The 25,591-nt window shown below is 74.4% G+C and carries 21 protein-coding genes; 5 read left to right on the top strand and 16 right to left on the bottom strand.

The features are described from left to right. Window positions 1-27 precede the first annotated feature (27 nt). The 5 genes from pcaG to OYE22_RS00510 are packed head-to-tail and all read right to left on the bottom strand — an operon-like array spanning window position 28 to window position 4,152. Entirely contained in the window at window positions 28-585 is a 558-nt protein-coding gene (gene pcaG, locus OYE22_RS00530; RefSeq protein ID WP_277318507.1) for a protocatechuate 3,4-dioxygenase subunit alpha, read from the bottom strand. Next, on the bottom strand, window positions 585-1,439 hold the full coding sequence (pcaH, locus tag OYE22_RS00525; RefSeq protein WP_277318506.1) for a protocatechuate 3,4-dioxygenase subunit beta: 855 nt from the start codon (window positions 1,437-1,439) through the stop codon (window positions 585-587). The genes pcaG and pcaH overlap by 1 nt, the downstream gene beginning before the upstream one ends. 8 nt (window positions 1,440-1,447) lie before the next feature. Further along, entirely contained in the window at window positions 1,448-2,638 is a 1,191-nt protein-coding gene (locus OYE22_RS00520; protein ID WP_277318505.1) for an acetyl-CoA C-acyltransferase, read from the bottom strand. A gap of 57 nt (window positions 2,639-2,695) precedes the next feature. Continuing rightward, window positions 2,696-3,340 carry a CoA transferase subunit B gene (locus tag OYE22_RS00515; protein ID WP_277318504.1) on the bottom strand — a complete coding sequence of 215 codons (645 nt, stop codon included), beginning with the start codon at window positions 3,338-3,340 and terminating at the stop codon, window positions 2,696-2,698. 5 nt (window positions 3,341-3,345) lie between these two features. Continuing rightward, entirely contained in the window at window positions 3,346-4,152 is an 807-nt protein-coding gene (locus tag OYE22_RS00510) for a CoA transferase subunit A (RefSeq protein ID WP_277318503.1), read from the bottom strand. 252 nt (window positions 4,153-4,404) lie between these two features. Here OYE22_RS00510 and OYE22_RS00505 point away from each other — a divergent pair, with 252 nt between their 5' ends. Further along, entirely contained in the window at window positions 4,405-6,078 is a 1,674-nt protein-coding gene (locus OYE22_RS00505) for an IclR family transcriptional regulator C-terminal domain-containing protein (RefSeq protein ID WP_277318502.1), read from the top strand. A gap of 109 nt (window positions 6,079-6,187) precedes the next feature. On the opposite strand, the gene OYE22_RS00500 is transcribed toward OYE22_RS00505, so the two are convergent. The 10 genes from OYE22_RS00500 to OYE22_RS00455 form a co-directional block, all read right to left on the bottom strand. Beyond that, the gene (locus tag OYE22_RS00500; protein ID WP_277318501.1) at window positions 6,188-7,645 is read right to left on the bottom strand and encodes a benzaldehyde dehydrogenase; all 1,458 of its coding nucleotides are present in this window, start codon (window positions 7,643-7,645) and stop codon (window positions 6,188-6,190) included. A gap of 49 nt (window positions 7,646-7,694) precedes the next feature. Further along, a complete protein-coding gene (locus OYE22_RS00495; protein ID WP_277318500.1) occupies window positions 7,695-9,293 on the bottom strand; it encodes a thiamine pyrophosphate-dependent enzyme in 1,599 nt (532 codons plus the stop codon). 130 nt (window positions 9,294-9,423) lie between these two features. Then, entirely contained in the window at window positions 9,424-10,902 is a 1,479-nt protein-coding gene (locus tag OYE22_RS00490; RefSeq protein WP_277318499.1) for an MFS transporter, read from the bottom strand. 311 nt (window positions 10,903-11,213) lie between these two features. Then, window positions 11,214-12,923 carry an amidohydrolase gene (locus OYE22_RS00485; protein ID WP_277318498.1) on the bottom strand — a complete coding sequence of 570 codons (1,710 nt, stop codon included), beginning with the start codon at window positions 12,921-12,923 and terminating at the stop codon, window positions 11,214-11,216. Between the two features lie 177 nt (window positions 12,924-13,100). Further along, window positions 13,101-14,078, bottom strand: coding sequence for an alpha/beta hydrolase (locus tag OYE22_RS00480; RefSeq protein ID WP_277318497.1), 978 nt, complete (start codon window positions 14,076-14,078; stop codon window positions 13,101-13,103). 44 nt (window positions 14,079-14,122) lie between these two features. Continuing rightward, the gene (locus OYE22_RS00475; RefSeq protein WP_277318496.1) at window positions 14,123-15,193 is read right to left on the bottom strand and encodes an aryldialkylphosphatase; all 1,071 of its coding nucleotides are present in this window, start codon (window positions 15,191-15,193) and stop codon (window positions 14,123-14,125) included. Then, window positions 15,190-16,305, bottom strand: a complete 1,116-nt coding sequence (locus OYE22_RS00470; protein WP_277318495.1) for a phosphotriesterase — start codon at window positions 16,303-16,305, stop codon at window positions 15,190-15,192. The genes OYE22_RS00475 and OYE22_RS00470 overlap by 4 nt, the downstream gene beginning before the upstream one ends. Window positions 16,306-16,408: 103 nt before the next feature. Beyond that, window positions 16,409-17,266, bottom strand: a complete 858-nt coding sequence (locus OYE22_RS00465) for a maleylpyruvate isomerase family mycothiol-dependent enzyme (protein WP_277318494.1) — start codon at window positions 17,264-17,266, stop codon at window positions 16,409-16,411. Window positions 17,267-17,380: 114 nt separating this feature from the next. Then, window positions 17,381-18,055 carry a GntR family transcriptional regulator gene (locus tag OYE22_RS00460; RefSeq protein ID WP_277318493.1) on the bottom strand — a complete coding sequence of 225 codons (675 nt, stop codon included), beginning with the start codon at window positions 18,053-18,055 and terminating at the stop codon, window positions 17,381-17,383. A gap of 61 nt (window positions 18,056-18,116) precedes the next feature. Continuing rightward, the gene (locus tag OYE22_RS00455) at window positions 18,117-18,857 is read right to left on the bottom strand and encodes an alpha/beta fold hydrolase (protein ID WP_277318492.1); all 741 of its coding nucleotides are present in this window, start codon (window positions 18,855-18,857) and stop codon (window positions 18,117-18,119) included. A 292-nt stretch (window positions 18,858-19,149) separates the two neighbouring features. Between OYE22_RS00455 and OYE22_RS00450 the strand changes: the two genes are divergently transcribed. The 4 genes from OYE22_RS00450 to hpaD are packed head-to-tail and all read left to right on the top strand — an operon-like array spanning window position 19,150 to window position 24,112. Continuing rightward, the gene (locus OYE22_RS00450; RefSeq protein WP_277318491.1) at window positions 19,150-20,586 is read left to right on the top strand and encodes a fumarylacetoacetate hydrolase family protein; all 1,437 of its coding nucleotides are present in this window, start codon (window positions 19,150-19,152) and stop codon (window positions 20,584-20,586) included. Between the two features lie 34 nt (window positions 20,587-20,620). Further along, entirely contained in the window at window positions 20,621-21,541 is a 921-nt protein-coding gene (gene dapA, locus OYE22_RS00445) for a 4-hydroxy-tetrahydrodipicolinate synthase (RefSeq protein ID WP_277318490.1), read from the top strand. A gap of 25 nt (window positions 21,542-21,566) precedes the next feature. Further along, entirely contained in the window at window positions 21,567-23,063 is a 1,497-nt protein-coding gene (gene hpaE, locus OYE22_RS00440) for a 5-carboxymethyl-2-hydroxymuconate semialdehyde dehydrogenase (RefSeq protein WP_277318489.1), read from the top strand. A 20-nt stretch (window positions 23,064-23,083) separates the two neighbouring features. Continuing rightward, a complete protein-coding gene (hpaD, locus tag OYE22_RS00435; RefSeq protein WP_277318488.1) occupies window positions 23,084-24,112 on the top strand; it encodes a 3,4-dihydroxyphenylacetate 2,3-dioxygenase in 1,029 nt (342 codons plus the stop codon). Between the two features lie 231 nt (window positions 24,113-24,343). On the opposite strand, the gene OYE22_RS00430 is transcribed toward hpaD, so the two are convergent. Further along, on the bottom strand, window positions 24,344-25,588 hold the full coding sequence (locus OYE22_RS00430; RefSeq protein ID WP_277318487.1) for a multidrug effflux MFS transporter: 1,245 nt from the start codon (window positions 25,586-25,588) through the stop codon (window positions 24,344-24,346). Window positions 25,589-25,591 lie beyond the last annotated feature (3 nt).

Below are 25,591 nucleotides of genomic sequence, written 5' to 3'. Positions count from 1 at the left end.
GCGGGGGCGGGGTGGGGCCGGCCGGGGTCAGCGGGCGAAGTCAAGGAAGACCGTCTCCTTCTCCCCCTGGAGGTGGATGTCGAACCGGTGCACGCCCGCGCCCTCGTCGCGGGCGACCAGCGTCGCCCTGCGCTCCGCCGGCAGCGCGTCGAGCAGCGCGTCGGCGGCCGGCTCGGCCAGGTAGGCGCGGGTGTACAGATGGTGCATCAGCCCGCGGGCGAACACGCACACCGACAGGTACGGCGCGCTGGCCGGCGGCCGCAGGGTGTGCACGCGCCAGTGGCCGTCCGCGTCGGTGGGCACCCGCGCGAAGCCGGTGAAGTGCACGCCGTCGCGGCCCAGGAAGCCGCCGGTGACCGGGTCGCGGCGCAGCGAGCCGGGGTGGCCGTCGAGCGAGCCGTCCGGGGCGGCCTGCCACAACTCCAGCAGCGCGTCGGGTATGGGCTGACCCGCCCCGTCGCGCACCACGCCGTGCAGCGTGAGCGCGTGCGGGTGGCCGGGGGGCGCGGGGCGCGCGCCGTCGGTGAAGGGCAGCGCGTAGCCGTAGAAGGGGCCGACGGTCTGCGAGGGGGTGGGGCGCGGCATCAGGAGCCCTCCTCGGGGTCGGGGAGCGTGGCGGCCGGGCCGTCGAGCACGATGTCCCAGCGGTAGCCCAGCGACCACTCGGGCACCGACAGCGCGTGGTCGTACGCGGCGACCAGTCGCTCGCGCGCGGCCTGGTCGGTGACCGACTGGAGGATCGGGTCGTACGGGAAGAGCGGGTCGCCGGGGAAGTACATCTGGGTCACCAGGCGCTGCGTGAAGGCCGTGCCGAACAGCGAGAAGTGGATGTGCGCGGGCCGCCAGGCGTTGTCGTGGTTGCGCCAGGGGTAGGCGCCCGGCTTGATGGTGGTGAAGCGGTACCGGCCCAGGTCGTCGGTCAGGCACCGGCCGACGCCGGTGAAGTGCGGGTCGAGCGGCGCCGGGTGCTGGTCGCGCTGGTGCGCGTACCGGCCGGAGGCGTTGGCCTGCCAGATCTCCACCAGTTGGCCGCGCACCGGCCGGCCGGCCCGGTCGGTGACCCGGCCGCTGACGGTGATGCGCTCACCGAGCGGCTCGCCCAGGTGTTGCCGGGTGAGGTCGGCGTCGGTCTCGGTGACGTCGGTGACGCCGAAGACCGGGCCGCGCAACTCGGCGGCCTCCGGGTCGCCGACGCTCACCAGCGGGTGGCGCGGGTGGCGCCAGACGCTGCTGCGGTACGGGGCGAAGTCGCGCGGGGGATGGTCGGGCGGGGCCGCGCCGGCGGCCACGGCCGCGGCGGCGCGGGCGTGCGCGGCGGCGATCTCCGCGCTGATGTCCCGCTGGGTGGGCGGGGCCGCCGGCGCCGTGCCGGGGCCGGCCGGCCGCGGGTTCGGGGCGGCGTCGCCGGTGCGCTGGGACGGTAGGGACGCGGGGGACATGGGACGGATTACCTCTCCAGGACGAGGGCCAGGCCCTGACCGACGCCGATGCACAGCGCGGCCAGGCCGGTTCCGGAGCCCGCGGCGGCGAGCTGGTGGGCGACGGCTCCGGCGACGCGGGCACCGGAGGCACCGAGCGGGTGCCCGATGGCGATGGCGCCGCCGTACGGGTTGACCACGGCCGGGTCCAGGTCCGGCCACTGGCCGAGACAGGCCAACGCCTGGGCGGCGAACGCCTCGTTGAGCTCGACGGTGCGCAGCCCGGCCAGGTCGCGGCCGGCCCGGTCAAGGGCCCGCTCCACCGCCGTGACGGGGCCGATGCCGAAGTACTGCGGCTCCACGCCCGTGACGGCCGAGGCGGCGATCCGGGCCAGCGGCTGGCGCCCGGTGGCCCGTAGCCCCGCCTCGTCGGTGAGCAGCAGCGCCGCCGCGCCGTCGTTGAGCGGCGAGGAGTTGCCGGCCGTCACGGTGCCGTCCGTACGGAAGGCGGGCTTGAGCCGTGCCAACGCGGCGGCGCTGGTGTCGGGGCGGATGGTCTCGTCACGGTCGAGTTCGACGCCGGCCACCGGGACGACCTCGGCGTCGTAGTGCCCCTGTTGCCAGGCGCGCGCCGCCTTCTCGTGGCTGGCCAGCGCGAACGCGTCCTGCGCGGCGCGGTCGACGCCGTACCGGTCGGCGACCAGCTCGGCGCCCTCGCCCAGCGCGACCGTCCACTCCTTGGGCATCCGCGGGTTGACCATCCGCCAGCCCAGCGTCGTGGAGTACAGCTCCTGGTGGCCGGCGGGGAAGGCACGGGAGGGCTTGGGCAGCACCCAGGGGGCGCGGCTCATCGACTCGACGCCGCCGGCCACCGCGATCGACGCGTCGCCGACCGCCACGGCGCGGGCCGCCTGGATGACGGCCTCCATGCCCGAGCCACACAGCCGGTTGACCGTCGTGCCCGGCACGGTGACCGGCAACCCGGCCAGCAGTACGGCCATGCGGGCCACGTCGCGGTTCTCCTCGCCGGCGCCGTTGGCGTTGCCGAGGAACACGTCGTCGATGCGGGCCGGGTCCAGGTCGGGCGCGCGGTCGACGAGGGCCCGCAGCACCGTCGCGGCGAGGTCGTCAGGGCGTACGCCGGACAGGGCGCCGCCGTACTTGCCGATCGGGGTGCGCACGGCGTCGACGACGTACACGTCGCGCAGGCGGTCGGTCATGTCAGCTCCTGGTACGAACGGCCGGCGGGCACGGGCGCCGGCGCGGCGGGCGGGTGGTCACGGTGCGGTGGCGGGTACATGCACGGGCGCGGCCGTGTGGCGCACGATCTCCGCCGTGGTGACGCCGGGCGCGGTCTCCACCAGGACCAGGCCCGCGTCGGTCACGTCGAGCACGCCGAGGTCGGTGATGACGCGGTGCACGCACCGCGCGCCGGTCAGCGGCAGGGTGCAGCGCTCGACGATCTTCGGGCTGCCGTCCTTGGCGAGGTGGTCGGTCAGCGCGATGACCCGGCGGGCGCCGTGCACCAGGTCCATCGCCCCGCCCATGCCCTTGACCAGCTTGCCGGGGACCGACCAGTTGGCCAGGTCGCCCGCGGCCGAGACCTGCATGGCGCCGAGCACGGCCACGTCGATGTGCCCGCCCCGGATCATGCCGAAGGAGAGCGCGGAGTCGAAGAAGGCGGCGCCCGGCAACACCGTCACCGTCTCCTTGCCCGCGTTGACCAGGTCGGGGTCGACGTCGTCGGGGGCGGGGTAGGGGCCCACGCCCAGGATGCCGTTCTCCGAGTGGATCACCACGTCCACGCCGGCCGGCAACAGGCCGGGGATGAGCGTGGGCAGCCCGATCCCGAGGTTGACGTACGCCCCGTCACTCAGCTCGGCGGCGGCCCGCGCCGCCATCTGTTCGCGCGTCCAGGCCATGCGCCTCACACCGTCCCTCGCGTCACCGGCGCGGAGGTGGTGCGCCGCTCGATCCCCTTGGCCGCCGCCTGTTCGGGCGTCAGCTCCAGCACGCGCTGGACGAACACGCCGGGCACGTGCACCGCGTCCGGGTCCAGCACGCCGGGCTCGACCAGCTCCTCCACCTCGGCGATGGTGATCCGGCCGGCCATCGCCGCCAGCGGGTTGAAGTTACGGGCCGCGCGGCGGAAGACCAGGTTGCCGTGCCGGTCCCCACGGGCGGCCCGTACCAGCGCGAAGTCCGTCTGGATGCCGCGTTCGAGCACGTAGTCCCGTCCGTCGAAGGCGCGCACCTCCTTGGCCGGCGAGGGCAGCGCCACCGCGCGGGAGCCGGCCTCGGGCGCGCCGGGGTCGGCCGGCGGCGCGTACCGCCACGGCAGGCCGCCGTCGGCGACCTGGGTGCCGACGCCGGCCGGCGTGTAGAAGGCGGGGATGCCGCAGCCGCCGGCGCGCAGCCGCTCCGCGAGCGTGCCCTGCGGTACCAACTCCACCTCCAGCTCGCCGCCGAGGTACTGGCGGGCGAACTCGCGGTTGTCACCGATGTAGGAGCCGGTGACCCGGGCGATGCGGCCCGCGGCGAGCAGGACGCCGAGTCCGCCGCCGTCCACGCCGCAGTTGTTGGAGACCACGCTGAGGCCGCCGACGCCGCGCGCGTGCACCGCCTCGATCAGCACGTTCGGCACGCCGCTGAGCCCGAAGCCGCCCACCGCCAGGGAGGCGTTGTCCGCGATGTCCGCGACCGCGTCGGCGGCGGTCGCGCTGACTTTGTCCATACAGGGCTTCCTTGTCCCGAGCTGGCGCCACGACGGGAACACCGGGCTCCGGGCCTCGGTCTCGCTCGCGTTCGCCAGATGAACTAAAGTTCATTGATGTGGCGACAGCTTGCATCCCCCCGCCACGCCTGTCAACGCCCCCGCCACCCCCGATCGCCCCGGACGCGGCTACGCTCCGCTACCGCACCCGCCACCCCGGCGCCCGCCCCGCGCGGGCGCGCGACCACCACCCCGATCCGCCCGGAGAACCCGATGCCAGCCCAGCACCCCACCGGCCCGACCGACCCCGCGCCGCCAGCCGAGGCGGTCGGACCGCTGCTGCGGGGCATCGCCGTGTTGCGCGCCGTCAGCGACGCGGGCGGCCGGCTGAGCCTTGGCGAACTGGCCCGCGTCACCGGCCTCGCCCGCTCCACCGTCGACCGCGTCGCGGCCACCCTGGCCCGCATGGGCTACCTGCGCCTGGACCAGTACGCGGCCGCCCTCGCCCCGCGCCTGATGGAACTCGGCAACGCCTACCTGGCCGCCACCGGGCTGCCGGGACCGCTCGGCCCGCTGGCCGAGCGACTGGCCGAGGAGCTGGACGAGTCGGTCTCGCTCGCCGTGCCCGACGGTGACGGCATCCGCTTCGTGCACCAGACCACCCGCCGCCGCGCCATGTCGCTCACCTTCCGCATCGGCGACCTGCTGCCGGTCGAGCGCACCGCGCCCGGGCCGCTGTTCGCCGCCGAGTGGTCCGCCGAGCGCTGGGCCGACTGGCGAGCGGCCCGGGCGGCCGGCGACCACGGCGCCGACTTCCCCGCGGTGCTCCCGCCCCGGGCCGGGGACCAGGACGAGCACCCGACGTTCGAGGAGCGCGCCGCCCACGCCGGCCGGTGCGGCTGGGCCGAGGACGACCAGCGCATCGAGCCCGGCCTGATCGCGCTCGGCCTGCTGGTACGCGCCCCGGACGGGCGGCCCGCCTGCGCGCTCAGCGTCGTCAGCCACACCAGCCGGCACAGCGTCGCCTCGCTGCGCCGCGCGGTGCTGCCGCGCGCCCGCGCCACGGCCCGGGCCATGGAGCGGGCGCTCCGCGAGGCGCCGCACACCCCGGCCGCCCCGGCCGCCGGCCTCGCCGACTGGACGCACGCGTCCAAGCAGGAACTCGGCGCCGGGTTCGTCGAGTCCCTGGCCCGCGGGCTGACCGTCCTCACCGCCTTCGACCAGGGCCGGGACGAGTTGACGCTGGCCGCCATCGCGGGCGCCACCGGCCTCGCGCGCGCCACCGCCCGGCGCGCGCTGATCACCCTGGAACACCTGGGCTACGTCGCCTCGGAGGCCGGCCGGTTCCGCCCCACCCCCCGCGTGCTGGCCCTCGGCTACCCGCCGCTCTCGCGCACCACCCTCGCCGAGATCGCCGCGCCGCACCTGAAGACCCTCGTACGGCGCGTGCACGACTCGACGTCGCTGGCCGTCCTCGACGGCGACGACATCCGCTACACGGCCCGGGTCGCCACCGGCCGCGTGATGAGCGTGAACATCACCCTGGGCACCCGGTTCCCGGCGTACGCCACCTCCATGGGGCGCGTGCTGCTCGCCGACCTGCCGGCCGACGAGCGCCACGGCCACCTCGCCCGCGCCCGTCCCCGGGCCCTGACCCCGCACACCCTCACCGATCCGGCCGACCTGGCCGCGTGCCTGGAACAGGTGGCGCGCGTGGGGTACGCGCTGGTCAGCGAGGAGTTGGAGGAGGGGCTGCGCTCGCTGGCCGTGCCGGTGCGCGATCGGGCCGGCCGGGCGGTGGCCGCGGTCAACGTCGGCATGCACACCAGCCGTCGCACCCCGGACGCCTGCCTGGAGGAGGTCCTGCCCGCGCTGCGCGCGACGGCGCACGCCATCGAGGCCGACCTGCACGTCGCCGAGCGCTTCGTCCGCGTCCCCGCGCTGTGAGCCACCCCCGCCGCGCCACCGGCCGGGGGCGCGGCGTGCGGGCGGCCCCACCGAAGCGGCGCGCGGGCGGCCCCACCGGCATGGGACCGCCCGCGCTCGTTCGCACACCTTAGATCGGGTAGGTGGCCTCCTGCGCGCGCACCGTGATCCAGCGCGTCTCGGTGAACGCCGCAAGGCTGGCCGTGCCGCCGAACCGGACGCCGGTGCCGGAGGCGCCGACGCCGCCCATGGGGGCGAGCGCCTCGTCGTTGACCGTCTGGTCGTTGATGTGCACCAGACCGGCCGGGACGCGTTCGGCCACCTCCAACCCCCGCATCACGTCCCGGGTCAGGACGCTCAGCGCGAGCCCGTACGTGCTCGCCGTGGCCAGCGCCACCGCCTCGTCCACGTCGGAGAACGCGCGGATCGGGGCGACCGGGCCGAAGACCTCCTCGGTGTACGCGGGGGAGGCGTCGGTGACCTCGGTGAGGACCGTGGGCCGGTAGAACAGCTCCTCGTGGGTGCCGCCGGCGGCCAGCCGGGCGCCGCCCCGCACGCTCGCCGTCACCAGGGCGTGGATCTTGTCGCGCTGCGGGGCGTCGATGATCGGCCCGAGGGCCACCTCCTCCCGGGCCGGGTCGCCGACGGTGAGTTGCTCCGCCTTGTGCGCCAGGCGCTCGGCGTACTCGTCGGCGATCGAGGCGTGCACCAGGTGGCGCCCGGTGGTCATGCAGATCTGGCCCTGGTGGAAGTAGGAGCCGAAGGCGGCGGTGGACACCGCCCGCTCCAGGTCGGCGTCGGGCAGCACGATCATGGCGGAGTTGCCGCCCAGCTCCAGGTGCACCCGCTTGAGGTGCTCCGCCGCCGTCGCCCCGACCTTGCGGCCGGCCGCGGTCGAGCCGGTGAACGAGACGACCTGGGTGTGCGGGTCGACGACGAGTTGGTGGCCGGCGTCGGCGCCACCGGGCACCAGCGCCAACACGCCCTCGGGCAGCCCGGCCTCCTCGAAGACCCGCATCACCGCCACGCCGCCACACACCGCCGTGCGCGGGTCCGGCTTGAGGACCACGGCGTTTCCGAGGGCCAGTGCCGGCGCCACCGAGCGGGTGGCCAGCACCAGGGGTGCGTTGAACGGCGCGATGACGCCCACCACCCCGGCCGGCAGGCGCCGGGCCATGCTCAGCCGTGGCTCGGCCGAGGGCAGCAGCTCACCGAGCGGACGGGAGGCGAGCGCGGCCGCCTCGTAGCACTCCTGGGCCGCGAGGTTGGTCTCGAACGAGGCCTTTCCCGGTACGCAACCCGCCTCGCGGATCAGCCAGTGGTGGATCTCGTCGGCGTGCCGGGTGAACAGGTCGCCCGCCCGGCGCAGCACCGCGGCCCGCTCGGTGTAGGGCGTCCGGGCCCACTGGCGCTGGGCCGCGGCGGCGCGCTCACTCGCGCGCGCGACGTCCTCGGGGCTGGCGGAGCCGACGCGCTCCAGGGTTTCGCCGGTGGCCGGCTCGACGACGGAGGTCTGGCCGCCGGCGGCTGGGCTCCAGCCGCCGATGCCGACCTTGCCGGACCAGAGGGACGGGTCGAGAAGGGACATCACAGTCTCCAAGCTGAGCGGTCGAGTGCGGGGGTGGGACAGGTGGGCCTCACGGCTGGAAGGCCGTCTCGGCTTCGACGGCGACCTCCAGGACGAGCGGCTCCGTGCGCGTCTCGAACGTGGTGACCAGGGAGCCCAGCTCGCTGACCAACTCGTCGTAACGGGTGATCCGGCGAGCGGGGCAGCCCAGGGACTCGGCGAGCGAGCAGACGCTGACCTGGTCGAACGCGGGCCAGGGTGCCTTGCCACCATGCTTTTCGGCAAGCCTGTCCATCACCGCGTACCGGCCGTTGGCCAGCACGACGAAGACGGCGCCGACCTCGTAGTGCACGGCCGTCCACAGCGCCTGAATCTGGTAGAGCGAGGAGCCGTCGCCGACGACGGCCACCACCGGGCGCTTCGGCGCGGCCATCCGGATGCCGATGGCGGCGGGCAGCGCGAACCCCAGGCCCCCCATGGCGGCGCTGACGAAGTCGAGCGGCTGCCGGGCCGGCACCAGCGCGTGCAGCTCCGGGCGGCTCGACGGGGTCTCCTCGACCACCACCGCGTCGGCGGGCAGGCGCTCGGCGAGGGCGGAGAGCACGTGCGCGGCCCGCAGTGCCTCGTCCGGCCGCGGCGGCGCGGGCCGCTCGACCCGCGCGGGAATGGCCGGGGCCTGCGCGCGGGCCGGGACCCGCTCGGCAAGGGCCGCGCAGAACGCCGGCAGCGGGCCCAGGACCGCCAGTTCGACCGGCGCGCGGTGGGCCTCGTCGGTGTCGTCGGTCAGCAGCGCCAGCCGGGTTCCGGCCGGCGCCAACGGCCCCTCCATGTAGGCGTACTGGCGCAGCACCGGGGCGCCCACCGCGAGCACCAGGTCGTACGGCGCGAGGGTCTCCCGCAGCCGGGCGCGGTCGCCGGGCAGGTGGCCGGCGAACAGCCGGTGGTCCTGGGGGAAGCCGGCGCGCGCGCCGAAGGACTCCTGCCACACCGGGCAGTTCAGCCGCTCGGCCAGCGCGGTGAGCGCGGCCCAGCCCGCCTCGGTGTCGGCGGCGGACCCGGCGATCAACGCGGGGGAGCGCGCCTCCGCCAGCAGGTCGGCCAGGTGCGCCACCGCCTCCGGGTCGGCTCCGGTGGCCTGCCGGAGGGTGGCCGGCGCGGGCACCGGGAGGTCCTCGGCCGGCTCGGCCCAGTCGTTCATGGGCACGATCACCAGGGCCGGACCGCGCCGGGTGGTCGCGGCGTGCGCGGCCCGGCCGATGGCGCCCGGCACGTCCTGGGCCCGGATCGGGGTCTCCACGCGCACCGGATACTCGCCGCACAGCCCCGCCAGGTTGCCGGCGAGAAAGGGTTCCTGGGCCAGGTGGCGGCGGTCCTGCTGGCCTACCAGCACCACCAGAGGCGCGCGGTTGACCCGCGCGGTGGCCAGGGCCCCCACGGCGTTGCCGAGCCCGGCGGTGGTGTGCAGCAGGACCAGCGCGGGCCGCTCGCGCGCGATCGCCCAGCCGGTGGCGGCGCCGACCACCGAGCCCTCGTGGAGGGCGAGGACGAACGCGAGGTCGTCGGGGAGGTCGGCGAGCAGGGCCACCTCGGTCGAGCCCGGGTTGGCGAAGAGGGTCGTCAGGCCGTGCTGACGCATGACGTCGAAGGCGGCGTCGCGGACGGTGCGCATCGTGAGGGTTCCTTCGTTCTGTGAGGGTGGTTCGCGGGCGTCGCCCGCCGGTGCCCGGCGCCGGGTTGTCGCTCGCGGAGGCGGGGCGTTTCGGGCGGGGCGAGGCGGGCGGCCCGGCGGGGGAGCGGGGTTACGGGGGTGTGGGGCGCCGGGAGCGGACGCCGACCAGCAGGCAGAACCCGACGGCGACGATCGCCGCGTCGAGCCACACGGCCGCGGTCCAACTCCCGGTGGAGTCACGCAGCACGCCGCCCACGGCCGGCGAGAGCACGGCGCCCGTCTCGCCGATGAGGTTCTGCATGCCGAAGGCGGAGCCGCGCAGCTCCGGCGGCGCCAGGTCGGCGGTGAGCGCGTGGCCCACCGGTTGCAGGGCGTTGAAGAACAGGCTGGCGAAGAAGAGCAGCACGCCCATCACCCACAGCGAGGGCCGGTCGGTCGCGCTGAGGTACCAGGCGAACGCGACGGTGAGCAGCGCTTGGACGCCGGTGAACGTGAGCATGATCGACTTCCGGCTCCAGCCGCGCCGCACGCCGTGGTCCGAGAGCCAGCCGCCCGCGGGGAAGCCGAGGATGCCGGCGCCCGCGTTGAACCCCGCGGTGAGCGCGGCGCTCGCGAACGAGGAGTGCGCGGCGCCCGCGACGATCGACACGGACCAGAAGCTGAAGAACCACAGGTTCCACAGGATCGCGATGTTGGCGAGGTAGATGAGGAACAGGTCGCGGTCCCTGAGTACCGGGCCGAGTTCCGCGCCCTTGCGGGTCAGTGCGAACAGGACGAGTCCGGCGGCGAGTACGACCTCAAGCAGCGCGATCCACAGGTCCGACAGGCCGGAGCGGTCGCCGATCAGGTAGACGGCCATGATCAGCACCAGGGACACCGACGCGTACGCGCCCAGGTGCGCGGTCGCCCGGCACACGGTGCGCCACTGGAGGTGGGCACGGAAGTACCAGGTGGTGGCGATGCCGACGAGCAGTGTCGCGACCCCGAGGATCCAGAAGGCCATCCGCCAGGCGTCGACGTCGGGCAGGAACACCTTGCCCACGTCGATGAAGTGCGGAGTGCCGACGATGGCGATGGTGATGCCGAAGGCGAGCCCGGTGATGACCACGCCCATGCCCAGGCTGCGGTCCCGCTCCGGCGTCGCGGCGGTGATCAGGGTGCGGTCGTTGGAGTAGAACGCGCCCTCGCCGAGCCCGGTCACCACGCGCACGACGATGAACGCGATCAGCCCGCCGAGGAAGCCGGTCAGGATGGTGGCGACGCCGGCCCACAGCAGGCTCACCACGATCAGCGTGCGGTGTCCGTAGCGGTCGCCGAGGTAGCCGCCGGGGAACTGGGTGAGCATGTAACCCGCGAAGAAGAGACCGCCGATGAGCCCGCCCAGGGCGTGCGGGTTGTCCGCCTCGGCGAGGAAGCCCACACCGTTGTCGATCATCCAGGAGACCACGGGCCCGGTGACGGCGCGGTCGGCCGCGCTGACGGTCCAACCCAGCAGCAACAGGAACCACAGGGTGTGCCAGGGCCGCAGCCGCCCCCGCGTCACCTCCGTATCCGGCTCGGCCCCCGCACCCACCACCGGGCCCGGGGCCTCGTCCGGTACAGCCTTCATGGGATCTCCTTGGCTCAAGGGGCGGGCCACGGCCGCGTGCGCGATGCTCGGGGCGCTCGGGCCCGGCCGTGCCGCCCCGCGCGTACGGTGCTCGCCGAAGCGCCGTGGGGCTCGTGCCCCGCGGTCCGTTCCGTACGGCGGTACGCGCGCCCACCGTGACCTCGGCCGCCTCCGCGGGGCCAGGAGCCTCAATGTAGGCAAGTGATCTGTAGAGCGGAATGGTTGAAGGCATGTGTTCTGCTATGCGGAATCTCTGGTTTCCGTGGGGCGGACGGTCGGCCTCCGCGGTGTGGTGCACGCGGGCCACGCGGTCACCTGTCGGCGGACTCGCGCGCGAAGACGATCTCCCCGTCGAGGACGGTCAGGTCGATGGGCAGGTCGACGATGTCGTGCGGGTCGGTGGCGCGCAGGTCGCCGCCCACGACGCACAGGTCGGCGACCTTGCCCGGCTCGATCGTGCCCTTCCACTCCTCGGCGAAGTCCTGCCTGGCCGGGTTGACGGTGTAGGCGCGTAGCGCCGTCTCCAGCGAGACCCGCTGGTCGGGGCCGCTCACCCGGCCGGTGGCCTTGGACTCGCGGAGCAGCATCGCGGCGACGCCCTGCCGCCAGTTGGGCATCGTGATCGGCGCGTCGGAGCCCACGCACACGGCGATCCCCGCCTCGGCCGCCGAGCGCACCGGCCACTGGTAGTCCGACCGCTCGCGGCCGACGACGTCGTCCATCAGGTCCGCGATGGTCCACTTGATGGCGGGGTTCATGTTGATGCCGTAGCCGTGCGCGGCGAGCTTGGCCAGGCTCCCGGGCGAGGCGAAGTCGCCGTGGATGACGTAGTGCCGCGCGTCCGGGCGCGGATGCGCCCGCTGGGCGGCCACGAAGGCGTCGACCACGGCGTCGATCGCCCGGTCGCCGGTGACGTGCACCCCCAGTTGGTACCCGGCCGTGTGCGCCACCCGGATCATCTCGGCGAGTTCGGCCTGCTTGAGGCCGGCGTCGGCGCCGTGTACGCACAGCGCCCCGTGGCCACCCCCCGGGTAGGGCTCGTGCATCCAGGCCGTCTCGTTCGGCGGCACCCCGTCGGCGAACACCTTGACCCCGATGGCGGCCAGCCGCCGCTCGTCCACGTCCTGTGGCAGCGCGAGCCCGCGCAGGCCGGCGGTCACGTCGGCCGCCGAGCCGCCCATGGGCGCGGGCAGCAACAACACCCGTACCCGCGCGGCCAGTTGGCCGGCCCGGGCCAGCTCCACGTAGGCGTGCAGGGTGCCGGTGTCGAGTCCGCCGCCGAGGATCTCGGCGCCGCCAGGCCCGAGGCCGGGCTCCGTGAAGCTGGTGATGCCCTCGGCGTGCAGCGCCGCGACGGCCGACCGGATCGCCTCCTTGCGCTGGGCCACCGTCGCGGGTGGCACCAGCCGCTGTACGAGCGCCTGCGCTGTTTCCTTCAGGATGCCGGTGGGCTCCCCCACGGCGTCGGTCTCGATCACCCCGCCCGAGGGTGACCGGGTCTCGCGGGCGATCCCGGCGAGTTCGAGCGCCGCTGAGTTCACCCAGACCATGTGGCCGGAGAAGTCGGTCAGGCAGACAGGGTGCTCGGGGGCGGCCTCGTCCAGGTCGCTCCGGTGCGGTCGGCGGGCCTGGTCGGCCAGGCACTCCGCCAGGTAGCCGACGTCCCAGCCGAGGCCGGTGATCCACTCGCCGCGGGGGGTGCGGGCCGCGGCCTCCCGGACCGCCCCGGTGACGTCGTGGATCGAGCGCACGGTGGGGTGGCCCACGTCCAGCGCGAACGGCGGCCTGGTCAGCGCCCACGCCGCGGCGTGCAGATGGGAGTCGTTGATACCCGGCAGCACGGTCCGGCCGGCCAGGTCGATGACCCGCGTGCCGGGCCCGGCGAGCGCGGTGATCTCCGCGTCGGTGCCGACGGCGACGACGCGATCGGCCGTGACGGCGACCGCCTGGGCGACGGTGAACGCGTCGTCCATGGTCAGCACGGAGCCGCCGGTCAGGATGAGGTCCGCTGTCTCCGGCATCGATGGCCTTTCTGGCTGGTGGTCGGTGGGGTGGGGTTCGCGGGGGGGAGTGTGCGAGGGCGGGCCGGCGTATCTCGTTTGAGGCCAAACCTTATGTTTCGGCGTGCGGGCCCGACAAGGGCTCCGTGGTGGGGTGCGGTCGCCGCCCGTGCCAGGGCGCCGGAGCGACGCCGCGCCTCAGCGGTCGAGCACGCGGCGTAGCCAGGACAGGCGGGTGGCCAGCGCGGCCCGTGTCACCTCGTGGTCCGGGGCGAAGACGTCGAAGCCGTGGAAAGCGCCCTGCCAGATGTGCAGCTCCGCCTGGCCGCCCGCCGCCCAGATCCGGGACGCGTACGCCACGTCCTCGTCCCGGAACAGCTCGGCGCTGCCGGCCTCGACGAAGGCCGGCGGCAGGTTCGACAGGTCGCGGGCCCGGGCCGGGGCGGCGTAGGGCGACACCCGCGCCGCCGTGCCGCCCGTCCGGTCGCCGAGCAGGGCCCGCCACCCCAGCAGGTTCATCGACCGCTGCCAGGTGCCGCTGCCGTCGTACTGGTGGCTGGAGACCGTCGTGTTGCGGTCGTCGAGCATCGGGCACAGCAGCAACTGCCCCGCCAGGGGCGGCCCGCCGCGGTCCCGGGCGAGCAGCGCGACCCCGGCCGCCAGGCCGCCGCCGGCGCTGCCGCCCATGACGACGACGCGGCCCGGGTCGACGCCCAGCTCCGCGGCGCCGCGCGCCATCCACACCAGGCCCGCGTAGCAGTCCTCCACCGGCGCTGGGTCCGGGTGCTCCGGCGCGAGCCGGTACTCGACGCTGACGGCGACCGCCCCCAACTCCTCCACCAGGTCGGCCAGGCGGGCCGCGTCCTGGTGGCGATGGCCGCTGATCATGCCGCCGCCGTGCATGTTGTACAGGCCCGGGGCCGGCACCACCTGGCGGCGCGGGCGCAGCACGGTGACGGCGAGGTCGGGCGCGCCGCCGGGGCCGGGAACCGTCAGCTCCTCGGCGTCGATGTCCCGGTCGCCGATGACCTCGGCGATCGGCGGCGTGGGGAAGGCCGTCGCGGCCTCGCGCAGCTTCGGAACGTCCGCCAGGGACAACTCCGGGCCAGCGGGACGGGGCAGCGCGTCGAGCACCGCGCTCAGCGTGGGGTCGAAGGGGACGGGGAAAACGCGCATGGTGCTCCCTCACGGGTGGTCGGTTGGGTGGCGAGGGTGGCCAGTCACCGAGGCTTGGCGAACGCGAGGGCGCGCGCCGGGTTCTCGACCATGATCGTGTGCAGCGTGTGCTCGCTGACGCCCAGCCGGCGCAGGGCGGGCAGGAAGTGGCGTGGGATGTAGTCGTAACCCTGCCCGCCGTACCGCTTGAGCTGGATCTTCTGGCACACGTCGTGGCCGAGCAGGAGTTGGCGCGCGAACCCGCGCTCGACGAGTTCGGCGATGCCCCGGGCCACCTTGTGGTCGCTGGTCAGGACGAGGTGCCCCCACGGGCTGCCGGGTGAGGCGAGGAAGTCGAACTCCACGAACACGCCGCGCGCCAACACGCGTTCGCCCAGCGACGGGTTGGTGATGACCTCCATGGCGTGGCCCAGGATGACGTTGGACGCGGCCACACCCTCCTCGGCGAGGATGTCGAGCACCCGGAGCTTGTCCTCGCCGACGCCGCCGACGTGAAAGGTGACCGGCGCCCCAGTCACCCTGCTCGCCCGGCCGCTCGCGCGCACGCTCTTGAGTTCGTTCTCCGTCAACGGCGCGCTCTCCGCGCCCACTTCGCCGATGACGCCCGAGCGGATGCCGGTGTCGCCGACCCCGACGACGATGTCGCGCACGATGGTGTCGGCCAACGCGTCGACACCGCGCTCGGCCATGTCCGCCGGGTGGAAGGTGGGGGTGTACCAGCCGCCCCCCATGACGATGTGCAGCCCGCTGGCCCGGGACAGCCGCAGCAGCGACTCGGGGTCCCGGCCCAACCCCATGGGGGAGACCTCGACCACCGTGCCGCCCCCGGCGTGGGCGAAGGCGCTCACCTCCGCCAGCATCTCGTCGAAGTCGGCCAACCGGTCGTTGTCGGCGTTGGGGTGGCCGTGCCGGGTGCGGGCCAGGTTGGCGAGGGTGAGCGGCTCGGCGGCCTCGGACGAGTCCTCGCCGGGTCGGTGGAAGCCGGGCGGCCGTCGCAGGTCCACGAAGATGTGCTCGTGCATCAGCGTCTGGCCGAGGACCGACGGGTCCACGGGCCCCGCGACGGTGAGCACCTTGCCGGCGATGTCCGGGATCTCGAACGGGTAGCGGCTCACGACGCGGCCCTCCGGTGGGTGAGGGTGAGCAGGCGCCGGGGGTTGTCCACGGTGAGCGTGGTGACGAGCGCGTCGTCGGCGCCGAGCATTCTCAGGTACGGCACGAACTGCGTCAGGACGAAGCCGTAACCGCCCCCGCCGTAGGCGAGCAACTGCGCCTTGGTGCTCACGTCCTGGGAGAGCAGGACGCGCTCGGCGTGACCTCGCCGGGCGAGTTCGAGCACGGCCGCGGCGACGTCCTGGTCGTCACTGACGCTGTGCACCGACGGCAGCCGGCCGAGCTGGTCGAACTGCGCGAACACCCCGCGTTCCAGCAGGGGTTCGAGGTCGTCCGGGCGCGGCGCGAGCCCGTCGCAGCGTCCGACGGCGACCCGCGCGAGGTCCGCGCCCTCGGCCGCGAGCACGTCGAGCACCCGTTGCTGGGTGGTGGCGTCGGCGGAGCGGCTGAGCGAGATCGCGGCGCCCGTGGCCGCCGACGCCCGTGCCGCCGCGACCAGGACGGCGCGCTCGGCGGGGGCGGTGGGGTCGAGCGCGGCCAGGTGACCGATGACGCCCGCCCGGACCCCGCGCACCCCCTCGGTGAGATCACAGACGATCTCCTCGGTCAGGCGCTCGGCGCTCAGGTCGGCCGGTCCCGCGGGCCACGCCGGGTGGTAGCGGCCCGAGCCCATGACCAGGTGCAGGCCGCTCGCCTCGGCGATGCGGCGCAGCGCCGCCGGCCGCCGCCCCAGGCCCGGCGCCGTGGCGTCCACCAGGGTGCCGCCGCCGGCGCGCCGCAGCGCGGCGGCCTCCGCCGTGGCCAACTCCTCGTCGTCGAGCCGCCAGTTGTCCCGGTTGGCGGCGCCCAGGCCGACGTCGCCGAGCAACTCCATCGTCAGCGGCGCCTGGTAGGGCTGCCAGCTCGCGGCCGTGGGACGGGAGCGCCCGACGGCCGCCCAGGACTCCGCCGTGTCGTGCGGCGTGGCGTAGTCGCTCAGAAGGTGTTCGTGGGGGAGGACCGCGCCGAGCGCGGCCGGCGAGACCTCGCCGGTGACGGTGACGACGGTGCCCCCGGATTCCCGCGCGGCCTCGGCCGCGCCGACCGCACCCGCAGTCGAGTCGGTGGTGGACATGCGACTCAACCTAACAGGTGAGATACCTGATCGTATACGATCGCGCGCCAGGGATTCCGGACGACTGAGCACGGTGAGAAGGGGCGACCGGGCGTGGACGCGGTCAGTAGACGATCGACACGATCTGGCAGACCGCTTCGGCCAGCTCGCGGTCGCCCTCGACATCGGCCCGGGCCAGGGCGGCCTCGGGTTGGATGTCACGGACGCACAGGCGCCAGGCGGTGTCCGCGTCCAGGCGTACGACCGAGGCGGGGCGTCCCGCGTCCGGCTCGGCGAGCGACCAGCGCGGGCCGGTGGCCGTAGCGGTCCAGGTGCCCCCGGCGGGGCCGTTGACCCGCACCCGGACCTGCGTGCCCACCGGGGCCGCGACCTCGCGCAGGGTGTGCGGCAGGGCCCGTAGGAAGGTGTCCAGGACCACGGCGAGCGAGGCGGGGTCGGGGTCCACGGCCTGGCCGACGGCGCGGCGGATCTGCTGGCGGTGGGTCCAGAACTCGGTGAGGTCGCGGGCGCTGTCCAGCCACGTCGGGGCCGGGTCCACGCCGGCCCAGGACACGCCGAGCGACGGTGCGTGCGGGTCGCTGGTGGCGAAGAGGCGCACGATCTGCGGGCCGATCAGGTCGAGGGTGTCGGTGAGCGCTGCGGGGCTCACCCGCGAGAAGGCGGTCACCCACTCCCGGTTGACGCGGTGGATGAAGGTCTCCAACGTCTCGCCCGGCGCGGGGGCGGGCCCCTCCCGGTGGCCGTCGCGGTCGCGGGCGAGGCGCCCGTAGAAGTCACCCAGGACGTGCGCGGCGAGATCGCGCACGGTCCACCCCGGCACCGCCTCCCGGTCCCAGTCGGCGGGCGCGAGCCCGCGCAACGTGGCCATCAGCGCGGCCTGTTCCGGGGCGAACAGCGGGCGGGCGTCGATCGGGTCGCCGAGCCAGGAGAGGCCGGGCACGTCGTGGGGCTGCGAGTCCATGGCGCAAGCCTGCCAAGCCAACGTCTTGCCCACTACCGGTTATCCGCCCCCGGGCGAGCGCGCGCCCCCGGGCCCGGCAGGGCGCCGTAGGGTCCTGCCGGGCCGGGGCGCGTCTCAGGGCGCGGTCTGTGCCTGGCGCAGCGCGTCGGCCGTGGCGATCTTGTGGGCGCAGGCGACTCGCTCGATCTCCTCGGGCCGCGCGCCCGCCTCGATCAGCTCCAGCATCCGCTCGTGCTCCGCGACGGAGCGCCGGGCCCGCCCGGGGACGTAGCTGAAGGTCGAGCGACGCATGTGGTCAAGGCGGGCCCACTCGGCCTCCAGCAGGGCGACCAGGTGCGCGTCGGGACAGTGCGCGTAGAGGGAGAAGTGGAACTCCCGGTTGAGCGCGGTGAAGGCGGTGGGGTCGAAGTCCTCCAACGCCTTGGTCATACGGGCGTTGACCTGCCGGGACCGCTCCACGTCCGGGGCCGACATGTGGGCGGCGGAGATCGCGGTGGCGTACCCCTCCAGGCGGGCCAGGACCTGGAGCGAGTGCTCGACCTGCGTGGCGTCGAAGACCGCCACCCGGGCGCCGATGTTGCGCACGACCTCCACCAGCCCGTCGGACTGGAGCCTGCGCAACGCCTCGCGCAGCGGGATCGTGCTGACCCCGGCCTCCCGCGCGAGCTGGCTGAGGACCAGCCGGTAGCCGGGCCCGTAGGTGCCGTCGAGGATGCGCGAGCGCAGCAGGTCGTAGCTCAGCTCGGCCTTCGACCCCGTACCGCCCGACCGCTTCTCCGTCGTACTCATGGCTGCTTCCCTACCCCGGGCCGGTCGGTCGCACCGCGACCCCGGCTGTCCACTCCCACGTTCACCCCGCGAGCACTTCCAGGACTGTACGGCGGAACGCGTCCCCGGCGAGAACCCCCTGGTGGTCGCCCGGGACCGAGACCAGTCGCGCCCCGTCCACCGACCGGGCGACCTGCTCTATGCCACGGGTCATCACGTCGTCCGTCCCGGCGACGAAGACCGGTGGCGTGGCGCCGGCCCAGGACCGGGGAGCGAAGGGCGTGGCGCGCAGCCCTTCCACGCAGCGGGCCAGGCCGGTGGCCCGGGGCCCGTGGGCGCGCACCATGCCGGCGATCATCGCGGTGAACGGGTCGGCGGGCTCGATGCCGTCGGCGACCGCGCGGCGCAGCGCCGTCACGTCCACCGCCGCGAACGGCTCGGCGGGGCTCAGCCCGCCGAGCACCGCCCGGCCCAGCCGGCCGGGCGCCGCCGAGGGCAACTCCCAGGCGAGCCGGGCGCCCAGTGAGTACCCGACCACGTCGAACGCCTCCGCGCCCGCCTCGTCCACCACGGTGACCAGGTCGGCGACCAGGGCCGGCACGGCGACCTCGGCGACGGTCGCGGGGGCCGGGCTCTCCCCGTGGCCGCGCAGGTCGGGCGCGATCACCACGCGCCCGGCCGCGGTCAGCGCCCGGGCGATGCCGGTGTCGATCCAGTCCCGGCCGCTGTCCGAGCCGAAGCCGTGCACGAGGAGCACGGGCGGCTGACCGGCGGTCTGGGCGGGGGCGAACGTTCGGACCGTCAGACCGGTTCGACTCTGCATCGGTCGCACATCCTCACTTCGGGTGTCGGCGGTGAACTTCGATCCTGTACGCGAACCAGTGGTCCGCTGGCGCGCGGCCGGGCGGGTCGCGCCCTCGCCGCTGGCGGTGCGCACCATCTTCCCAGACCCGCCATGCATGATATCGTATACGATTATTCCACCGTGGTACCTGCCCGGTCGTCTCAGCAAGGCCGCCGCGGTCCGTGCCGGGCCTCCTCGCCACCGCCCGCGCGGACAGCCGCCCCTCCTCCTCGACCAGCGCCTCGCGCCGCACACGCCCAGGAGAACTCCCATGCCGCATCCGCTGGGAACCCAGCCCTCGAAGATCATCGCCGTCCACCTCAACTACCCCTGCCGGGCCAGGGAACGCGGACGCGTCCCCGACCAGCCGTCCTACTTCCTCAAGCCCCCCTCCTCGCTGGCCGGCACGGGCGACGCCATCGCGCGGCCCAGCGGCTGTGAACTGATGTCCTTCGAGGGCGAGATCGCCCTGGTCATCGGCCGCCGCGCGCACCGCGTCAGCCCGGAGCTGGGGTGGAGCCACGTCGCCTGGGTGACGGCGGCCAACGACGCCGGCGCGTACGACCTGCGCTACGCCGACCGCGGCTCCAACCTCCGCTCCAAGGGCGCCGACGGCTTCACCCCCATCGGCCCCCGGCTCCTGGACGCCACCGCGCTCGACCCCGCCGCCCTGCGACTGCGCACCTGGGTGGGCGGCGAACTGGTGCAGGACGCCGACACCGCGACCCTGCTCTTCCCGTTCGGCACCCTGATAGCCGACCTGTCGCGGCTGGTCACCCTGGAGCCCGGGGACGTGATCCTCACCGGCACCCCGGCCGGCGCCTCCGTGGTATCGCCCGGCGACACCGTCGAGGTCGAGGTCAGCGCCCCGGACCAGGGACTGACCAGCGGCCGGTTGCGCAACCAGGTCACCGACGCGGAACACCCGTTGGCGGAATGGGGCGCCATGCCGCGCGTGGACGCCGCGCTGCGGGCCGACGCCTGGGGCCCGGCCCACCGTGAGGAGGCCACTCTCGACAAGGCGATCGCCGACGCGCTGCGCGGCCTGGCCACCGCCACCCTCAGCTCCCAGTTGCGCAAGCGCGGCTTCCAGCACATGACGATCGACGGACTGCGCGCCACCAAGCCGGGCGGCAAGCTCGTCGGCACCGCACACACCCTGCGCTACCTGCCGCTGCGCGAGGACCTGTTCGCGCGGTACGGCAACGGCATGAACGCGCAGAAACGCGCCGTCGAGGAACTGCGCCCGGGCCAGGTGCTGGTGATGGACGCGCGCCGCGACCCCACCTCCGGCACCATCGGCGACATCCTGGCGCTGCGGGCCCAGGTGCGCGGCGCGGCCGGCATCGTCACCGACGGCGGCCTGCGCGACAGCGCCGCGGTGGCCGACCTGGACCTTCCCACGTACTACGCCGCCGAGCACCCCGCCGTCCTCGGGCGCCGGCACGTCCCCTGGGACACCGGCGTGCCCATCGCCTGCGGCGGGGCGCTCGTACAGCCCGGCGACATCCTCGTCGGCGACGCCGACGGCGTCGTCGTCGTCCCGCCCGACCTGGCCGGCGAACTCGTCGCCGACAGCGTCGAACAGGAAGCGCGGGAGCGGTTCATCGCCGAGCGGGTGGCGGCGGGCGAGGCCATCGAGGGCCTGTACCCGCTCGGCCCCACCTGGCAGGCGGCCTACCAGCAGTGGCGCGACACCCGACCGTGAAACCGCCCGCACCCACCCACCCACGGAGCACCCCATGAAGTTCCGCACCGACCCCGCCACCATCCGCGGGTCCATCGCCCCCCTGGTCACGCCGTTCACCGCGGACGGCGCGGTGGACCACGACAGCCTGCGGGGCCTGGTCCGCTGGCAGTTGGAGTCCGGCTCACACGGCATCTCGCTGGGCGGTTCGACCGGCGAACCCTCCGCGCAGAGCGCCGCCGAGCGCATCGCCGCCATGCGCACCGCCGCCGCCGAGATCGGCGACCGGGTGCCGTTCCTGCCCGGCACCGGCTCGCACAAGCTGGACGAGACGCTGGAGATCACCGCGGCGGCCAGGGAACTGGGCGCCGACGCCGCCCTGGTCATCACCCCGTACTACGCGCGCCCCACCCAGGAGGCGCTGTACCAGTGGTACGCCACCGTGGCCCGCGAGTTCCCCGACCTGCCGCTGGTCGCCTACAACGTGCCCTCGCGCACCGCCGTGGACATCGCGCCGGACACGGTGCGGCGGCTGTTCACCGACTTCGACAACTTCGTCGGCGTCAAGGAGACCACCAAGGACTTCGAGCACTTCTCCCGCGTCCTGCACGCCTGCGGCCGCGAACTGCTCGTGTGGTCCGGCATCGAGTTGCTGTGCCTGCCGCTGCTCGCGCTCGGCGGGGCCGGCTTCGTCTCCGCCGTCGCCAACCTGGCGCCCACCGCCGTGGCCCGGATGTACGAGCTGTGGGAGGCCGGCGACCACGAGGCCGCGCGGGAGCTGCACTACCGCCTGCACCCCCTGGTCGACCTGCTGTTCGTCGAGACCAACCCGGCCCCGGCCAAGTGGGTACTGGAGCAGCAGGGCCGCATCGCCTCACACCACGTACGTCCCCCGCTCACCCCGCCCACCGAGGGCGGCCTCGCCCGCATCCGCGCCCTGCTCGCCGAGGGCGGCGACCTCACCCAGCAGCTCTGACCCTCCGCTACGGGAAGAGACACCCATGTCCACGAACACCACCCCGAGCCGCCCGGCCGACCTGCCCACCCGGATCCGCCACTGGATCGGCGGCGAACTCACCGACAGCGCCGACGGCCGCACGTTCCCCGTCAGCGACCCCGTCTCCAACGCCCCCTACGCCACCGCCGCGGCCGGCGCCAGCGACGACGTGGACCGCGCCGTCGCCGCCGCCTCGGCCGCCTTCCCCGCCTGGTCGAAGCTGGGCAACCGGGAGCGCGCCCGCCTCCTGTACCGGATCGCCGACGGCGTCGAGGCGCGCGAGGAGCGCCTCGCCGCCTTCGAGACCTTCGACTCCGGGCTGCCCATCACCCAGGCCCGCGGCCAGGCCCGGCGGGCGGCGGAGAACTTCCGCTACTTCGCCGACGTCATCGTCGCCATCGGCGAGGAGGCGTTCCGGGCCGGTGACCAGCAGATCAACTACGTCGTGCGCACCCCCGTCGGCGTCGCCGGCCTGATCACCCCCTGGAACACCCCGTTCATGCTGGAGAGCTGGAAGCTGGCCCCGGCGCTGGCCTCCGGCTGCACCCTGGTCCTCAAGCCCGCCGAGTGGACCCCGCTGTCCGCGAGCCTGTGGCCGGAGATCCTGGACGAGGCCGGCGTGCCCTCCGGCGTGGTCAACATCGTGCACGGCATCGGCGAGGAGGCCGGCCAGGCGCTGGTGGACCACCCCGGGGTCCCGCTGATCTCCTTCACCGGCTCAACCGACACCGGCCGGCACATCGTCCGCAGCTCCGCGACGCACCTGAAGACCACGTCGATGGAGCTGGGCGGCAAGTCCCCGGTCGTCCTCTTCGCCGACGCCGACCTGGACGCGGCGCTGGACTCGGTCGTCTTCGGCGTCTTCTCGCTCAACGGGGAGCGCTGCACCGCCGGCTCCCGCGTCCTGGTGGAGCGCCCGATCTACGAGGAGTTCACCCGCCGGCTGGCCGAGCGCGCCGAGCGCGTGAAGGTCGGCCTCCCGGCGGACCCGGCCACCGAGGTCGGCGCCCTGGTCCACGCCGAGCACTACGCGCGCGTCCTCGGCTACGTCGAGATCGGGCAGCAGGAGGCGAAGCTGGTGGCCGGCGGCGGACGCCCCGCGCACCTGCCGGAGGGCAACTACCTCCAGCCCACCGTCTTCGCCGACGTCCCGCGCGACGCCCGCATCTTCCAGGAGGAGATCTTCGGCCCGGTCGTGGCCGTGGCCCCCTTCGACGACGAGGCCGAGGCCGTGGAGCTGGCCAACGCCACCGAGTACGGGCTCGCCGCCTACGTGTGGACCTCCGACCTCAAGCGCGGGCACCGCGTCGCCCACGCCGTCGAGTCCGGCATGGTGTGGATCAACTCCCACAACGTCCGTGACCTGCGCACTCCCTTCGGCGGGGTCAAGTCATCCGGCCTTGGCCGCGAGGGCGGTGCGCATAGTATCGACTTCTACACCGAGTCGAAGATCGTGCACGTCATGCTCGACCAGGCCCACACCCCCCGCTTCGGCGCGTGACCGTCAAGGAGCGACCTGCCATGACCCTCACACCTCCTGACGTCGTCCGCTCCGCGTACGCCCAGCTCGCCGTCACCGACCTGGCCAGGGCCCGCTGGTTCTGGGTCGACATGCTCGGCTTCCACTCCCAGTACGAGGACGAGTCCCTGCTGTGCCTGCGCGGCACCGACGAACTCACCCACCACTCCCTGGTGCTGCGCAAGGGTGAGACGGCGGCCCTGGACCACATCTCCTACCGGGTGCGCACCAGCGAGGACGTCGACCGCGCCGAGGCGTACTTCACCGCGCTCGGCCGGCCCGTGCGTCGCGTGCCCAAGGGAGCGGGCACGCCGGGGGTCGGCGACGCCGTGCGCGTCATCGACCCGCTCGGCTTCCCGGTGGAGTTCTTCCACGACATCGAGCGCGCCGAGCGCCTCATCCAGCGCTACGACCTGCGCCGCGGCGCCGAGATAGCCCGCCTGGACCACTTCAACATCTGCACCCCCGACATCCCCGCCGCCTACGCCCACTACGAGGCGCTCGGCTTCGGCTGCTCGGAGACGATCGAGGGCGACGAGCACGAGCTGTACGCGGCCTGGATGTACCGCAAGCAGACCGTCCACGACGTGGCCTTCACCGGGGGCGCCGGCCCGCGCCTGCACCACGTGGGCGTGGCCACCCACGAGTCGCACCAGGTGCTGCGCACCGCCGACCTCTTCGGCTCGCTGCGCCAGGAGCACCACATCGAGCGGGGTCCGGGCCGGCACGGCGTCTCCAACGCCTTCTACCTCTACCTGCGCGACCCGGACGGCCACCGGGTGGAGATCTACACCTCCGACTACTACACCGGCGACCCGGACCACGAGACCTACCGGTGGAACGTCCGCGACGACCGCCGCCGGGACTTCTGGGGCAACGCGGTGATCGAGTCCTGGTACAAGGAGGCGTCCCCGGTCCTCGACCTGGACGGCCGCCCGGTGCCCGTCACCGAGTCCGTCCTGGACGAGTCCGCCGTCCAGGTCGGCGCCGACGGCCTCGGGATCGTCGAGCCGGCCCCGCAGGACGACTGACGAGCACCGGCTGACCCACCACCGGGTGACGGCTTCGGCCGTCACCCGGTTTCGTCCGTTCCCCGTCGACGGAGCGCCTCCCGGTCCGGTCCGGGTAGCGGCCGGTCGCCGCCCAGGGCCCGGGCCGCGACACACGAGAGCCGCCGCCGGCGAGGTGCTGGCGGCGGCTCTGGCACGTACGAGGGGGCGTACGCGGGGGTGAATCAGCGCGAGGCGATCAGCGCGGGGTGCTCAGCGCAGGGCGCCGTGGGCCGCCCCGGCGTCGTCGGCCCGGTGCTCGCCGGTGGCGGGGGCCTCCTGGGAGCGCCGCAGGCGGGGGCGGACCGTGGCCCACACCAGGACGCAGGCGAGGGTGGTGGCGACGGCCATGGTGCAGGCCATGGTCAGCTCCGGATCGCCGCCGAGCGCGACGAGCGGGGCGACGACCGGACCGACGGCGAAGCTCGACATGCCGAGCAGGGCCGCCGCGGTCCCGGCCCGCTCCCCGTGGCCCGTGAGCGCGAGGGTCGAACTGTTCGGGCTGATCACGCCGTAGCAGAACAACACCAGCGCGAGGACGACGAGCAGCGGGCCGAGGCCGAGCCCGAGGAGGACCGTGCCGAGCAGGGCCAGGGCGGCGACCGCCGTCGCCGTCGTGCCCAGCACGTACATGCGCGCGGGGCCGGCCCGGCGTACGACGGCGCGGTTGGACAGCGACCCGAACACCGCGACGATCGCGTTCATCGCGAAGACCAGGCCGAACGCCTGCGGGCTGAGGTGGAAGCCGTCCTGCAGGACGAAGCTGATGGACGCCAGGTAGGTGAAGAACGCCGTACCGGTGCACGCCCCCACCAGCAGGTAGCAGACGAACAGCCGGTCGCGCAGGACCACGCCGAAGCGGCGGCCCGTCTCGGCGAACCCGCCCGCGTGCCGCAGCGTGGGCGGCAGGGTCTCGGGCAGCAGCGTGGCCGAGATGACCAGCAGGGCCACGCCCACGCCGGCCAGCACCACGAACAGGCCCCGCCAGTCGAGGAAGGCCGCGAGCTGTCCGCCGGCCACCGGGGCCAGGATCGGGGCCAGCGCCCCGACCAGGCCGAGCAGGCTGAGCAGCCGCGCCAGCTCGGCGCCGGAGGCGATGTCCCGGGCCGCGGCGAGCGCGATGACGACGCCGGCCGACCCGGCGACGCCCTGCAGGAACCGCAGGACGAGCAGGATCTCGATGGTCGGCGCGAACGCGCACAGCAGCGAGAACACCGTGAACAGCGCGACGCCCCACAGCAGGGGCCGCCGCCTGCCGAACCGGTCGCTGAGCGGGCCCGTCACGAGCTGCCCGAGCGCCAGCCCGAGCATGCACACCGACATGGACGCCTGGGCGAGGCTGTCGCTGGTGTCCAGGTCCCTGGCGAGGTGCGGCAGCAGCGGCATGGACAGGTCCATCGACAGCGGCCCGAACACCTCGAGCGAGCCCAGCACGAACGCGGCGCGGCGCGCGCTCATCAC

Source organism: Streptomyces sp. 71268 (assembly GCF_029392895.1).
Lineage (GTDB): Bacteria > Actinomycetota > Actinomycetes > Streptomycetales > Streptomycetaceae > Streptomyces.
Note: the sequence above shows the minus strand (reverse complement) of the source record. Positions and strands in the feature narration are given on the sequence as shown.